Below are 12,944 nucleotides of genomic sequence, written 5' to 3'. Positions count from 1 at the left end.
AGGTCATGGGGTGGATCGATCTGGACAGCCGGGCCTGCTCCATAGCCCGCACCCTGGAGATCGTCGGGGACCGGTGGACGCTGCTGATCCTCCGCGACGTCTTCAACGGTGTACGCCGCTTCGCCGACCTGCAGCGCCACCTCGGCATCGCCCGCAACGTCCTCACTCAGCGGCTGACCGCCCTGGTGGACGCCGGAATCCTCGTCCGCATCCCCTACCGGGAGCCCGGGACGCGCAGTCGCCACGAGTACGAGCCCACCGACCGTGGCCACGAACTCCTCTCCGTCCTGCTGACGATCATCGCCTGGGGCGACCGCCACCTCGCCGACGCCTCCGGCCCACCCGTCCACGTCCGCCACACCGCATGCGGTGCCGACGTCCGCCTCGTCCCAGTCTGCGAGGCGGGCCATGCCATCAAGAGCGCATCAGAGGTGCTGATCGAACCCGGCCCCGGCGCCCGCCCGGCCAGACGATCATCTTCGGTGTCAAGCCAGATGGACTGACCCGATAGAGGACCCGGGCCCTTGGCGTGTCCCGTCATCGGCGGATTGATCGGCTGAGACCAGAGAACTGGTACTTGCCGCCGCACGAGCGGTGACGGCACCGATCGCGCAGATGATCGCGAACCCGAAGAGTGTCCTTCCTCATCTCGGACGCGGCCTCGTACATGACCGGCGCGGACATCACGGTGGACGGCGGCTGGACGTCCGGACCAGCCATGATGTCGCAGCACCTCGACACCACCGACTGGACCGCCCCGGGGCGGCGGTGGACTGGCCCGACAGCATCCCGTTCCTGATCCACCCGGTCGGCGCTGCGGATCGGCCGAGGCGGTGAGATCAGCCTGGGCGTAATTCATGACGGTTCCAAGCCGGCGGCTCTCTGGCTGGCAGTCATCGCCGACGCATGGGGTGGGTGAGCGCCCGCATGGTGGTAGCACGCGTACAGGTCACCAAGAGCGCCGGGCGGGAGCGGAATGCGGTGGACGCTTGTTTGGTGATCATTGATACGTTGGTGTCAGGTGTGCCGGGAAGTCTGGTCGGCGATGTCCTGTCGCCGATTCGGAAGAGGCTTGCCGATGCGTGCGCGCGATCTGACCTCGGACTTCCCCACCGTTACTGTGGGCACCGCCATCATGGAAGCCGCCCGGCTGCTGGCCGAGCGGGATCTGCCCGGCCTCATCGTGGTCGACGGGCGGGGTCTGCCGTTGAGCGTCCTGCCGGGCACGCAGGTACTGCGTCTTGCCGTGCCGGCCTACTGCCAGCAGGACCCGGCGCTGGCCCGGGTGGTGGATGAGGCGCACGCTGACCGCTTCCTGCGGTCCTTGGCCGGAAAGACCGTACAGGAAGCGCTGCCGAGCCAGCCTCGCGAGCTGCCGATATCCGATCCCGATGCCACGGTGCTGGAGCTGGCGGCGCTGATGGCCCGCACTCGTAGCCCGCTCGTGGCGGTGGTGGACGATGGGCGGCTGCTGGGTGCCGTGACGCTGCAGGCGCTGCTGGACTGGGCGGTGGCCGCGTGACCGTCACCGCATGGGCGGCGGTGGCGGTCTTCCTGGCCGCGTACGCGCTGATCGCCACCGAGAAGGTCCCTCGCGTCGTGGCGGCGCTCGGCGGAGCGGGGATCATGCTGCTCATTCACGCCACCGACGCCGAGGCGGCCTTCTTCTCCGAGTCGACGGGCATCGACTGGAACGTCATCTTCCTGCTGCTCGGGATGATGGTCATCGTCGGCGTGCTGAAGCTGACCGGGATCTTCGAGTACCTGGCGATCTGGGCGGCCAAACGGGCCAAGGGGTATCCGTACCGGTTGATGGTGCTGCTGGTGGTGATCACCGCCGTCGCCTCGGCGCTGCTGGACAACGTCACCACCGTGCTGCTGATCGCGCCGGTGACGTTCCTGGTGTGCGAGCGGCTGGCGCTGCCGGCGGCGCCGTTTCTGATCGCCGAGGCGATGGCGTCCAACATCGGCGGCGCCGCCACGCTGGTCGGCGATCCGCCGAACATCATCATCGCGAGCCGGGCCGGGCTGAGCTTCAACGACTTCCTCATCCACATGGCGCCACTCGTGATCATTCTTATGGTCGTCTTCATCGGGATGTGCCGGATCCTGTTCGGCAAGTTCTTCCGCTACGACCCCGAACGGGCGGCCGAGGTGATGGCGCTCAACGAGCGCGAGGCCATCGCGGACCGGCGGCTGCTGTGGCAGAGCCTGGCAGTGCTGGCCCTGGTCATGGCGGCGTTCGTGCTGCACCCGGTGCTGCACTACGAGCCGTCGGTGGTGGCCATCTTGGGCGCGGGCATCCTGGTGGCCGTCACGAAGGTCACCACGCGGGACGCGATCGGCGAGGTGGAGTGGCCGACGCTGGTGTTCTTCGCCGGGCTGTTCGTCATGGTGGGCGCGCTGGTGGAGACCGGCGTGATCGGCCAGATCTCACAGGCCGCGGCCGAGGCCACTCAGGGACAGCTCGGGCTCACCACCATGGGTCTGCTGTGGGCCTCCGCCGGGCTGTCGGCGATCGTGGACAACATCCCGTACGTGGCCACGATGAGCCCGATCGTGGCCGAACTGGTCCAGGCAGGCGGCGGCAACGATGCGGCCCAGGTGCTGTGGTGGGCACTGGCCTTCGGCGCCGACCTGGGGGGCAACGCCACCGCCGTCGGCGCGGCCGCCAACGTGGTCATCCTCGGCATCGCGGCCCGCAACGGCACGCCGATCACCTTCTGGCAGTTCACCAAGTACGGCCTGGTAGTGACCGTGATCACGATCGCGTTGTGCGTGCCGTACCTGTGGCTGCGTTACCTCTGAGCCACGCCGGCCACGTCGCGCCGACTCACTGCACCGGCCCCTACCTTGCCCCTCGCCGGAGCTTCGGACGTCCTGGCCGCCGGGCGGGGTCCACACCCGACGTTCCCAAGGTTAACCCCGGCAAAATGGAACAAACGCCCACAGAAAGGACTGGCTACGGTGTCGGCTGGAGGCTGTCTGGTGGATCTAGACGCTGTCGCTGATGAGCTGTATGGGCTGCTGCCCAGCGACTTCACCGCAGTCCGCAACGAGCGCGCCAAGGCGGCCCGTGATGCCGGCGATCGTCATCTGGCCGAGCAGATCCGCCGTCTGCGCCGGCCGACCCTGGCGGCTTGGGCGAGCAACCTGCTGGTCCGCAAGCGGCCGCAGGAGATTGGGCCACTGCTCGAGTTGGGGCAGGCGCTTCGGCGGGCGCACCAGGAGCTGAATGCAGAGCAGTTGCGGGAGCTGTCGGACAAGCGGTGGCAGGTCATTTCCGCGCTGGCCCGGCAGGCGGGGACACTGACCGCTCAGGCTGGGCGGCGCATCAGCGAGGATGCGCAACGCGAGGTCAAGGAGACGTTGCAGGCGGTTTTGGGCGACCCTGCCGCGGCCCGTCAGTGGGGCCAGGGTCGGCTGACGAAGCCGTTGACCGTGCCCGTGACGGGCTTCACCGTTGTCACGGGCAACCAGCGAGCGCCGGAGCGCCCTCGGCCCAAGGCCGCCAGCGGCCGGCTGACCGACCTCGACACCGCAGGCCATCGCCGCAAGCAGCAGTTGGAACGCGCCCGCCGCCAGGCCTCGGACGCCGAACGGGAGCTGCAGGAGCGCGAAGATGAGCTGGCCGCTGCCCATGATGCGCAACGGCAGGCAAAGCAGCGGCAGCAGCACGCAGAGCAGCGGGTTGCAGATCTGACCCAGCGGCTCAAGAAGGCCGAGGACGAGCGGCGTCAGGCCCAGGCCGTCGCCCGCCAGGCGCGCGACCGGGCCCGCCGTGGCGATCGGGCCGTCCGCGAGGCGCGGCGCCGGGCGCAGGACGCCGCGGCACATGTCCGGGAGCTGAGCGAGCGGGTGCAACCGCCGCGCTGAGAAAGGAGGGGATCAGCAGTGGCGCGAGCGATATGGAACGGGGTGCTGACGTTCGGGCTGGTGTCGGTGCCCGTGCAGCTTTTCACGGCCACGGAAGACCACAGGGTGCATTTCCGCCAGTTCCAGCGAGGCACTTCCAACCGCATCCGCTACCGGCGGGTCAACGAGGCGACGGGCAGGGAGGTCGACTACAACGACATCGTTAAGGGCTACGACCTGGGTGGTGGCGACTACGTGATCGTTGAGCCGGAGGAGCTGGACGAGATCGCCCCTGGCAAGTCACGGATGATCGACATCCGCGGCTTCGTCGACCTCGACCAAGTGGAACCGGTCTACTTCGACCGCACCTACTACCTCGCCCCCAACGGCGAGGAATACACCAAGGTTTACGAACTGCTGCGCACCGCCCTGTATGAGGCGAACAAGGCCGGTATCGCCACATTCGTCATGCGCCGCAAGCAGCACCTCGTGGCGCTGCGCGCTCAGGAGGACGTCCTGGTCCTGCACACGCTGCACTGGGCTGATGAGGTCCGTGATCCCCACCAGGAACTGCCCGTGCTGCCCGAACATACCGAGACCCGGGGCCAGGAGCTGGATACCGCTCGCCAGCTGATCGATGCTCTGTCGACCGACTGGCATCCCGAGGACTACCACGACACCTACTCCGAGCGTGTCCATGAGCTGATCGATGCCAAAGCCAAGGGCCAGCAGATCATCAGCGAAGCAGGCCCGCCCGAAGCCACCAACGTCATCGACCTCATGCAAGCCCTCAAGCGCAGCGTCGAAAACGCGCGTCAAGCCCGGCCGCAGTCGCGGGGCGGGGACAAGACCCCGAGCGTGCCCGCCGCCGGGAAGGAGGCCCGCAAGGCACGTACCGATGCTGGATCTGACGACCGGGATGACCTTGTCAGGATGAGCAAGCACGAGCTGTACCAGCGGGCCAGAGAAAGGAACATCGCCGGACGGTCGAAGATGAACCGCGGCCAGCTCATCGACGCCCTCGCCAAGACGGAAAGCATCGCCGCTGCGTCGTAAGGAAGATCACCCAATCGCCTCGCCCGGCTCCTGCCCATCCGGGGGTTTGCATCGAAACCCGGGCGGTCACCCTTCCCAAACCAAGATCAGCGGGATGCAGGGGTTCGCCTGCGGCCTGCTCGAGCAGTACAACGCCGGCCCAGCGGGACGGGGCCTCATTGATCAGGACCGGGGGCGTCGTCGAAGCGTTCATACACCCCCTGACAAGCCCGGGCATCGGTAAGGCGCCGCCGGCGCCCCATTCGGCTTCGACGCCGCCTGATAACGGTTTGGGAGGTAATCCAGGCCGTCTGTATGGCAAGCAGTGCGGCGGGTAACGGCGCCGGCATGTCCCGAACACGTACGCATGTGGCTCATGGACTGATAGAGCTGCATACACCACCGTTTGCCTCTGCCCCTCAGCAGGCGCGTGATCTTGCGCTGGCCGCGACGATGGCCTGGGGCCTGCCGCTTCCAGTTGATGAGGTCATCTTGGTGGTAGGCGAGCTGGTGACGAACGCCGTCCGATGGGCGCGCACTCCCATCGGCGTCCGCCTGGCCATGCGCCAAGGCGTTGTCCGGATCGAGGTCGCCGACGGCGACTGCCGTGCGCCCCGGATGGCCACTCCATACGGTACCGATGAACGCCATCGTGGTCTCATCGTCGTGGCGGCCCTGGCTGACCGGTGGGGATGCGAACGCCGCCGCCGAGGCAAGGTTGTGTGGGCGGAGTTCGATGTCGCCACGGGCGCCGCCGCCCAGAGCGCATGTCCTGTCGCCGTCGATTGCGCGATGGCGCCGAGGACGTAGGAGTGGGCAGCCGCGGGTGAGACATCCGACGGGTGCGAGCACAAGTGATCCTTACGTGCTCGCTGGCCCCTCCGGGGCTGGCGCCTTGGGCTCCATGAAGGCCTTTGCCCCCTGCTCCAGGCGTAGTCCTCCACCAGGGATCGACTGGCGCTCCAGATTCCTGATGGCTGAGTAATTGCTGAGTGCCGGGCGGCGATGCTCGGATGGCCCTTGACGTGCGGTTTCTGCTTTGATGCTGTCCCCAGGCATACCCGCGATGCCGCTGTTACCGCCGAGGTGAATAGGTGTCGGCCGTGCGGCGCAGGCCGTAAATGAGAATTGCGGCGAGCGTCACGTGCAGTACGACTATGGCGACCTGAGCGCTGCTTGTTCCCATGGCGAGCGGACCGGCCAGGGAGTACAGAAAGACCCCGATCGCCAGGAGGGTCCAGATCCTAGCTGCTTGAGGCGTCCAGTGCTCAAGCGCCGCAAGTGCCGCCCAGCCTGCCAGGCCGGCGAGCCCGCTGACGACCACGACGGATTCCGGGGTTGCCCAGCGACTTCCGGTGAGGTTGACGTCGGTGACGAAGACAGCGATCGCCCAGACGATGAGTGCGGCCAGCACGGTAGCAAGAACTGTCAGCATGCGGGCGATCCGGCGTTGGATGGCTGGCGGGGTGGCGAAGGTCGTCACGAATGGGACCTCCTCACGTCGCTTTCTCGCAGGCCCGGACGGCTCCTAGCCTGCTCCTCCGGTCGCGTGGCCCTGCTGCCGTGAGGGCCGCCCGACCGGTCCGATGATTAGGTACGTCCTGCTCTGTCTAGTATATGCATAGTGCAACATTTGCTGTAGGCACAAAAGTGTCGATGCTCGAAAATTTCCGGCGCTTTATTCCATGCATACGGAAAATGTTGCATACTGCAACTGGATGTGAGGGTCAACCTGGAGGCGACATGCCTAAGACAACGCCTGTCACGTCGGAGCAAGCTCACACTGAAGACGGATGGTACGACCCGGCGGAGAAACTGCTGTTCGAGGAGCTCGCCGCCCTCCCGCCCGGCCATCCCGCCAGGGACCGAATCCGTAACGACCTGGCGGTGCGCCATCAAGGATTGGTCACGAGGCTCGCCAAGCGCTTCCTCAACCGGGGGGAGTCCCTGGAGGACCTCCTCCAGTCCGGCAACGTCGGCCTGGTCAAGGCCATCGACGGCTACGACGTGACGCGGGGACATGTGTTCACCGCGTACGCCGTCCCGATGATCCTCGGGGAGATCCGGCGGCACTTCCGCGACACGGGCTGGGCGGTACACGTGCCCCGCCGAGTGCAGAACCTCAAAATTCTGGTTCATGCGGCGTGCGACGAACTCGGGCAAAGACTCGGACGCCGCCCCAACCCGCAGGAACTGGCCCAGGAGCTCGATGTGTCGGTGGAAGAGGCTCACGAAGGCCTCGCAGCCGACGAGGCCTACAGCTGCCTGTCACTGGACGCCATCATCAGCGAGGACAACGACCGCCGCGACGAGTCGACGGTGGCACAGCCGGATACGGACCTCGACCTCATCGTCGAACGCATCACGCTGTGGCCGCTGCTCGGCGAACTCCCAGAAAGGGAACGCGAAGTCCTGCTGATGCGGTTCTTCGGCAATCAGACCCAGTCCCAGATCGCGACCACGCTGGGTGTCTCGCAAGTGCACGTCTCCCGGCTGGAGGCCAAAGCCTGCGGTGAACTGCGCCAGCAGATGCAAACCGTATGAGGCGACGCGTCCGCCGAGCCCTTCGGCCACTGTCTGAGCGGTATGACACCGGTTTCGGCGGGTAACCGCGAGAGCCCGACGTGAGGAGGATGTCATGGCCGCCAGAGGCGCGGCAGCCTTGCTCCTATGCCTGGCGCTGATCAACGGTTGCGGGTCCGGCACGGCCCTCGGCGAGGCAAGCCCCACACCGACCTTCGCGCCACCACCAGTGGAGCCCACCCCGAAACCGCCCACACCGTGCCCGGCACCCACACCCGTGGTCGCCTACGGTGATGCCCGCCATCCTTCGCCGATCTCCTGGACGGCGGCCAAGCCCGTCAGCGGGGGCAGAGGCCTCCACATCACCTGGACATCCGGCGTCGCTCCGTGTGCTGTTCTCGACCGGGTAGACGTCCACTACGCTCCCGACAGCGTCACAGTCACCTTGTATGAGGGAACGGACCCCAAGGTCCAGAACCCGGTATGCGTCCAGATCGCCGTCCGCAAACAGACCCTCGTCAAACTGAGCGAGCCTCTCGCGGGACGCAATGTGCTCGACGGCACGCCGCGGATCAGCCCAAGCACGTCATAGCCAGATGCCGGCGGCAGCTTGCGGGCCCTGTATGGACCCGGAACGAAGGGGTAACCGCAGCCAGGACAGTACGGTTCGGCCTCAAGGCAGACGTCAACCGGCGCTCCTCGGTGGCGCCACGTCGTTGCCAGAGCGCACTCACCGTTAAGCACGCATGGAAGGCCGAAGGAGTGGCAGACGTCGGCAGCCAGCATGAGATAGGCGAGGGCGTACGGACCTAGCAGAAGGAGACATGCTCATGCTCAGTCTTACCGATAATGCGGCAGATCTCGTGCGAGCCCTGACCTCGCGCGCTGACCACCCCGATCAAGCAGGACTTCGCATCGCCCCACGGGGAAACGGCCAAGAAGGGAAACTGGCGGTCGCGATCACCGGCGGCCCGGACGCCGGCGACCAGGTGGTCGAAACGAAGGGAATTCGTGTCTTCCTGGACCCTGTGGCTGCCGCAAGGCTCGACGACAAGTACCTCGACGTCAATTACACGCCGGGCGGCGATGTGTCGTTCCGGATCAACAGGCAGCAGACCTGACTACCGGAGCAGGGCGAGGCCAACCTGGCAGAGTGCCTCGCCCCTCGCTTCCAACCGTCTGCATCAACGCTCGTGCCGGCTGGCTGCCCATCCGTGCACGCCTTCCCACGAAGATCAACAGCGTTTGACGGCCTCCATCAAGGAAACGCCTGATACCGGCAGTCCATGCGTGTTCCTCTACCATTTTGGCCGTGGCTTCAGAGGCGGGCGGTTCTCGCTTATGCCTCACTTGGGGCCACCGTGGACGATCAGCACACAACCGGCATACAGCGGCCCCGAAGGGTAGATACCCACGCTGGGCCCCACGTTCGCATCCGTCTACGGCGGCGTCCGGCGCACCATCCTTGTCGGTGCGCTGGCCCTTGCTGTATGCGTTCCGCTGGCGTCCTACTCGGGCTGCACATAAGCCGAGGCCGGCCAAGGTTGCGTGGCTCTAGACGAGCAAGTCCGCAGTTCGGTCAGTGGTCGTAGGCGATCAACGAACGGGCGATGGGCTGGCCGGTGGCGCGGTTGTGCCAGATCGCCGCAGTCAACGCCAGGATCCGTTGGGCGATGCGAACCGCGACGCCCAACGGACTGCGCCCGCCATGCAACTCCAGATCGAGCTGGCCTTTGAGGGTGTCGTTGACTGACTCGATGAGCTGGCGGATCGGTTTGAGGAACTGGTCACCTGGGCGGGGCGCGCGGTTGCGGTAGGAGGGCCGGAGTAGGTGCACGCCGCGTTCGGCCAGGTAGGCGTCGAGTCCGGCGGAGACGTAGCCCTTGTCAGCAATGATCAGCAGGCCGGGGCGCTCGATGAGCAGGTGGGGGTCGTGGTCGAGGACGGCCATCAGCACCTGACGCTCGTCGAGTTTCGGAGTAGCCAGGGCCCAGGTGATCGGTAATCCGGCAGGAGTGCACCCCAGGTGCAGGCGCAGGCCCCAGAAGAACCGCGAGTGGGAGCGGCAGTAGCCGTAGCCGGCCCAGCCGGCCAACTCCGAGCGCTGAACGGTGGGGCGGGAGCGGCCGCATTCAACCGGGGTGGAGTCCACGACCCAGACCGGGTCGGTCCACAGGTCGGTGTCGCGGGCCAGGGCGCGGATAGCGCGTTGGATCAGGGGCAGCGATGCGCGCAGGCGTTTGTTGTAGCCGGACTGGCCAGGCAAGTAGGGGAAGGCGCCGGGCAGGTGCACCGGCAGGAAGCGCAGCCAGCGGGTCTCGGAGCGGATGCCGAGCAGGGCTTGGGCGATGGCCAGGGTGAGCAGTTCGGCGTCGGTGAGTTTGGGCGGGCGACCGATGCGGGCGGGCGTGCCGGGAGCACCGAGCCAGTCATCGATCTTGACGTAGAGTGCGGTGAGAAGGGTGTTGAGGTCTGTTGTCACAAACCGATCTTCAACACCCTTCGTCATGGCCCGCTACTCCCGAAGCTGTGCCGAGCCGCCAGGTAGGTGTCTACGTGCCGGTAACGTGCGGGAACACTGCGGTCGGCTGTCCCCTCCTTCGGCCCAGGGCTCTACGCGTGCAAGGTCGCGGCGGCGATGGCGGCGGGATCCCAGTAGAACGGCCGGCATTCAAGCATGCGCCCTTTCCGTACCCGAATCAGTTGCATGATCAGCGTGTCGATCTCCTGGCCAGTTGCACGAGCGCGGAACCGTACCCGGCTCCGTACCACCACCGTGTCCCTGTCGCCCCAGTGTTCCTGCTCCAGGAACTCCATGGATGCCCAGGTCTCGCTGAAAGCGGCCAGGAACCGCTCCAGCCCGTCACGTCCTCGCCACGTCCCCGTCCCCGTGAAAGGCAAGCCGGGAGCCTGATACAGGACGACCTCAGGGTCCAGATATGCGGCGACCTCGTCATAGCTAGCCTTGCCGAACCCGCCCGCGGCCACGTACGCGGCCTCGGCCCGGTAGAACTTCTCCATCACCGTCCAGGCGTCCTGCCATCGGTCCCCGGCAGGCGGGCCGTCAGTCTGCTTGTCGGTCACATTCGCCGTACTCATGGCTTCAGCGTCACAGGCAGGTGAAGAACCGTGCTGGCGGTGATCGGACGCCTCAGTGAGCGACATCCGTAATGGCATCGATCTTGCGCGGGTGCGGGAGCCTGGACACCAGACCGCCTACCTCGCGGCTCGGCCCAGCCTGGGAGCACCCGAACGAGTTCCGACTTACTCGTCTAGGTGCGGAATTATGTCGAACCTGGGCTGGAGATTATCGGCGACCTGTCCGACCCGCCCCTGATCAGGACTCGCTCCCGCCATCTACAGCAGACTCTTGCGGTCGTGGAGCAGGCGCCGGACGGGCCGCGCGCCGAGGAGAAGTGCCGGATGCTGAACAGGAGATAGATCGGAAAACACCGACAGTGTGCACGCCAGGCTCAAACGCCTGGTTGGATGTGGCATCCTCAGCGAACCCGGACTCCGGTTGTCCACACTGCCGGGGGGCTATCGTCCGTAGACGCTGGCTATCCAGACGCAGAACGGGCGTAGTCGACAGAACTCCCTCTGGGACGGGCCGGCAGATGGCCGTACCGGCGACGGCTGGGGCGGCTCTCCCGAAGCCCAGCATCCATTGAGAGAGTTTCAGTATGGGACGCCCCAAAAGGGGTAAGGGCCGAATATTTGACTCTTCCATAATAGATTCAAGTGCATTGTATGAGTTTTGCGATAGATCTCCCTTGAGGTGCCCTGGAGGTTGTTTCTCTTCCCTCACCCGCGGATAGGGCAACCATGAAGAAAAGAGGGGAGAAGGCATGATCACCCGGGAGCAGATCCCCATGGTGCTCAACCACCCAGTCTTCGACACCATGGGACATAGAGTCGGGGAAGCGAAGCACGTATTCCTCGACGAAATGACAAACCGTCCGGAATGGCTGTGCGTCCGAACCGGCCTTTTCGGCACCAGAGAGACGTTCGTGCCACTGCAAGACGCCGAATTCGTTCAGGACCACGTCGAGGTGCCGTACGACAGGGAGCGCATCAAGGATGCGCCCTGCGTGGACGTCGAGGCGGGCGGGCACCTGTCTCCTGACCAGGAACGGGACCTGTACCGCTACTACGGCATCGACTGGGGTCAGGCCTGGCAGCAGGCCAACGAGCCCACTCCGGGCGGTTGGGCGCACACCGCCGGGGAGCGCGAACGTGAGCGCATGGGCGGAGCCACGGACGAGGCGATGACCCGCTCCGAAGAGCAACTGCAGGTGGGCACCGAAAGATACGAAACCGGCCGGGCACGGCTGCGTAAGTACGTCGTCACGGAGGAGCAGCAGGTCAGCGTTCCTATATCGCGTGAAGAGGCACGCGTCGAACGCGAGCCGATCACGGACGCCAATCGCGACGCAGCACTGTCCGGGCCGGAGATCAGCGAGGCTGAACATGAGGTTGTCCTGCATGCGGAGCGACCCACGGTCTCCAAGACGACCGTTCCCAAGGAGCGGGTCCGGCTGACCAAGGAGGAGGTCACCGACGAGGAAGTCGTCTCCGAGGAGGTCCGCAAGGAGCGGATCGAGGCCGAGGGTGACATCGGCGAGTCCGGAAGCGCGTCCTGAGGCCATTCGCCATCCCGACATCGCCGCCGCTGTTCCGTGGCGGCGATGTCGTCGCGAAGGCCTGAGCCACACCCTGCAGCTGCCGACGATAACAGTGCGCATGGATGCCATTCGCCACACGGGGCTCGTGTCCGGGGTAACCACTCGGCCATGTCCCCAAGCCTTCCGCCCGACCGCCGAGCGTGGCGGCGCCCCGGACCTCGCTGCTCCCTTCGGCTCGCGAGCAGGCTCAGGATCTGGCACTTTCTGTGACGGTCTGGATGCCACGCCTGCGTATCGACGACTTTCTGCTGCGCGACATCAGGTGTCGCGCCATGAGCGTGAACTGGCCGTGCTCATGGTCGCCGAGGCCGCCCAGTGCGTGCCGCTGCGCCCGGTGCCCCGCCGCGCCAACGATGTCACCGTGGCGCTGTCGTTTACTCCGCCATGACCGCGACCCGGATCGGTGGGGGTCTGTAGGAAGTCGTCACCACCGCATACGGCATGCGACTGCTGGCCAGCGACGTACAGGGCAAGGGGGCTGGAGGCGGTGGAGACCGCAGGCCTGGGTGCTGGGCGCATTCCGTGAGGCCGCCTACGGTGACAAAGGCTTCCTCCCTCCCTCAGACCAAGCGGCCCGAAACCGCAGCGGGTCTCCTTCTCCGACGGCGACCAGATCTTGCGCTACACCGATGGTGTCATCGAGACGCGCGATCCCGGCGGCGGCTTCTACCCACTCACCGAACGCGTGCTGCTGCTCCTGGCCAGGGATCCGCAAAACCGCGCTGGACGAATCGCGGGCCGATCTGGTGGCTCATACCGGCGGCCCGCTGCCGATGACGCCGCCATGCTGCTCCTGCACAGGCAGAACTCGCAATCTCCCTGACGGAGTGAGGCGGCTTCCCGCCT

14 protein-coding genes are annotated in these 12,944 nt (G+C 66.2%); 11 read left to right on the top strand and 3 right to left on the bottom strand.

The genetic code is table 11. The features are described from left to right. The first annotated feature begins 5 nt into the window (after positions 1-5). The 6 genes from ID574_RS01215 to ID574_RS01190 all read left to right on the top strand — a co-directional run bounded on the left by ID574_RS01215 (position 6) and on the right by ID574_RS01190 (position 5,700). Positions 6-503, top strand: coding sequence for a winged helix-turn-helix transcriptional regulator (locus tag ID574_RS01215; protein WP_188186881.1), 498 nt, complete (start codon positions 6-8; stop codon positions 501-503). Between the two features lie 575 nt (positions 504-1,078). Beyond that, the gene (locus ID574_RS01210) at positions 1,079-1,522 is read left to right on the top strand and encodes a CBS domain-containing protein (RefSeq protein ID WP_188186880.1); all 444 of its coding nucleotides are present in this window, start codon (positions 1,079-1,081) and stop codon (positions 1,520-1,522) included. After that, the gene (locus tag ID574_RS01205) at positions 1,519-2,808 is read left to right on the top strand and encodes an ArsB/NhaD family transporter (RefSeq protein WP_188186879.1); all 1,290 of its coding nucleotides are present in this window, start codon (positions 1,519-1,521) and stop codon (positions 2,806-2,808) included. Before ID574_RS01210 ends, ID574_RS01205 begins: the two co-directional genes overlap by 4 nt. A gap of 180 nt (positions 2,809-2,988) precedes the next feature. Then, the gene (locus tag ID574_RS01200) at positions 2,989-3,876 is read left to right on the top strand and encodes a hypothetical protein (RefSeq protein ID WP_188186878.1); all 888 of its coding nucleotides are present in this window, start codon (positions 2,989-2,991) and stop codon (positions 3,874-3,876) included. An 18-nt stretch (positions 3,877-3,894) separates the two neighbouring features. Further along, positions 3,895-4,911 (top strand): non-homologous end joining protein Ku, encoded by a 1,017-nt coding sequence (ku, locus tag ID574_RS01195; protein ID WP_188186877.1) that lies wholly within the window; start codon positions 3,895-3,897, stop codon positions 4,909-4,911. Positions 4,912-5,238: 327 nt separating this feature from the next. Then, the gene (locus ID574_RS01190) at positions 5,239-5,700 is read left to right on the top strand and encodes an ATP-binding protein (protein ID WP_223166264.1); all 462 of its coding nucleotides are present in this window, start codon (positions 5,239-5,241) and stop codon (positions 5,698-5,700) included. 265 nt (positions 5,701-5,965) lie between these two features. Here the strand turns inward: ID574_RS01190 and ID574_RS01185 are convergent, their stop codons facing one another. Continuing rightward, positions 5,966-6,373: a DUF6069 family protein gene (locus tag ID574_RS01185; RefSeq protein ID WP_223166263.1), complete on the bottom strand. Its 408-nt coding sequence runs from the start codon at positions 6,371-6,373 to the stop codon at positions 5,966-5,968. 173 nt (positions 6,374-6,546) lie between these two features. On the opposite strand from ID574_RS01185, the gene ID574_RS01180 reads away from it, so the two are divergent. Next, positions 6,547-7,434, top strand: a complete 888-nt coding sequence (locus ID574_RS01180; RefSeq protein ID WP_223166262.1) for a SigB/SigF/SigG family RNA polymerase sigma factor — start codon at positions 6,547-6,549, stop codon at positions 7,432-7,434. A gap of 803 nt (positions 7,435-8,237) precedes the next feature. Then, positions 8,238-8,534: a Fe-S cluster assembly protein HesB gene (locus ID574_RS01175; RefSeq protein WP_223166261.1), complete on the top strand. Its 297-nt coding sequence runs from the start codon at positions 8,238-8,240 to the stop codon at positions 8,532-8,534. A 458-nt stretch (positions 8,535-8,992) separates the two neighbouring features. Here the strand turns inward: ID574_RS01175 and ID574_RS01170 are convergent, their stop codons facing one another. Both ID574_RS01170 and ID574_RS01165 read right to left on the bottom strand, forming a co-directional pair. Further along, the gene (locus tag ID574_RS01170; protein ID WP_188186875.1) at positions 8,993-9,895 is read right to left on the bottom strand and encodes an IS982 family transposase; all 903 of its coding nucleotides are present in this window, start codon (positions 9,893-9,895) and stop codon (positions 8,993-8,995) included. Positions 9,896-10,026: 131 nt separating this feature from the next. Beyond that, complete coding sequence (locus tag ID574_RS01165) at positions 10,027-10,512, bottom strand: nuclear transport factor 2 family protein (RefSeq protein WP_188186874.1); 486 nt, start codon at positions 10,510-10,512, stop codon at positions 10,027-10,029. A gap of 749 nt (positions 10,513-11,261) precedes the next feature. On the opposite strand from ID574_RS01165, the gene ID574_RS01160 reads away from it, so the two are divergent. The 3 genes from ID574_RS01160 to ID574_RS59350 all read left to right on the top strand — a co-directional run bounded on the left by ID574_RS01160 (position 11,262) and on the right by ID574_RS59350 (position 12,921). Continuing rightward, complete coding sequence (locus tag ID574_RS01160; RefSeq protein ID WP_188186873.1) at positions 11,262-12,056, top strand: DUF2382 domain-containing protein; 795 nt, start codon at positions 11,262-11,264, stop codon at positions 12,054-12,056. A 304-nt stretch (positions 12,057-12,360) separates the two neighbouring features. Continuing rightward, positions 12,361-12,486, top strand: a complete 126-nt coding sequence (locus ID574_RS61435) for a hypothetical protein (protein ID WP_262495927.1) — start codon at positions 12,361-12,363, stop codon at positions 12,484-12,486. Between the two features lie 228 nt (positions 12,487-12,714). Continuing rightward, positions 12,715-12,921 (top strand): SpoIIE family protein phosphatase, encoded by a 207-nt coding sequence (locus ID574_RS59350; RefSeq protein ID WP_442939196.1) that lies wholly within the window; start codon positions 12,715-12,717, stop codon positions 12,919-12,921. Positions 12,922-12,944 lie beyond the last annotated feature (23 nt).

The organism is Nonomuraea sp. SYSU D8015 (assembly GCF_008065375.1).
Classification (GTDB): Bacteria; Actinomycetota; Actinomycetes; order Streptosporangiales; family Streptosporangiaceae; genus Nonomuraea.
This window is presented reverse-complemented; position numbering and strand designations above follow the sequence as displayed.

Bases quoted from the DNA above. Each gene is read 5' to 3' on its own strand.
- ID574_RS01215 (WP_188186881.1), top strand. From the start codon at position 6: ATGGGGTGGATCGATCTGGACAGCCGGGCCTGCTCCATAGCCCGCACC.
- ID574_RS01210 (WP_188186880.1), top strand. From the start codon at position 1,079: ATGCGTGCGCGCGATCTGACCTCGGACTTCCCCACCGTTACTGTGGGC.
- ID574_RS01190 (WP_223166264.1), top strand. From the start codon at position 5,239: ATGTCCCGAACACGTACGCATGTGGCTCATGGACTGATAGAGCTGCAT.
- ID574_RS01180 (WP_223166262.1), top strand. From the start codon at position 6,547: ATGCTCGAAAATTTCCGGCGCTTTATTCCATGCATACGGAAAATGTTG.
- ID574_RS01175 (WP_223166261.1), top strand. From the start codon at position 8,238: ATGCTCATGCTCAGTCTTACCGATAATGCGGCAGATCTCGTGCGAGCC.
- ID574_RS01165 (WP_188186874.1), bottom strand. From the start codon at position 10,512: ATGAGTACGGCGAATGTGACCGACAAGCAGACTGACGGCCCGCCTGCC.
- ID574_RS01160 (WP_188186873.1), top strand. From the start codon at position 11,262: ATGATCACCCGGGAGCAGATCCCCATGGTGCTCAACCACCCAGTCTTC.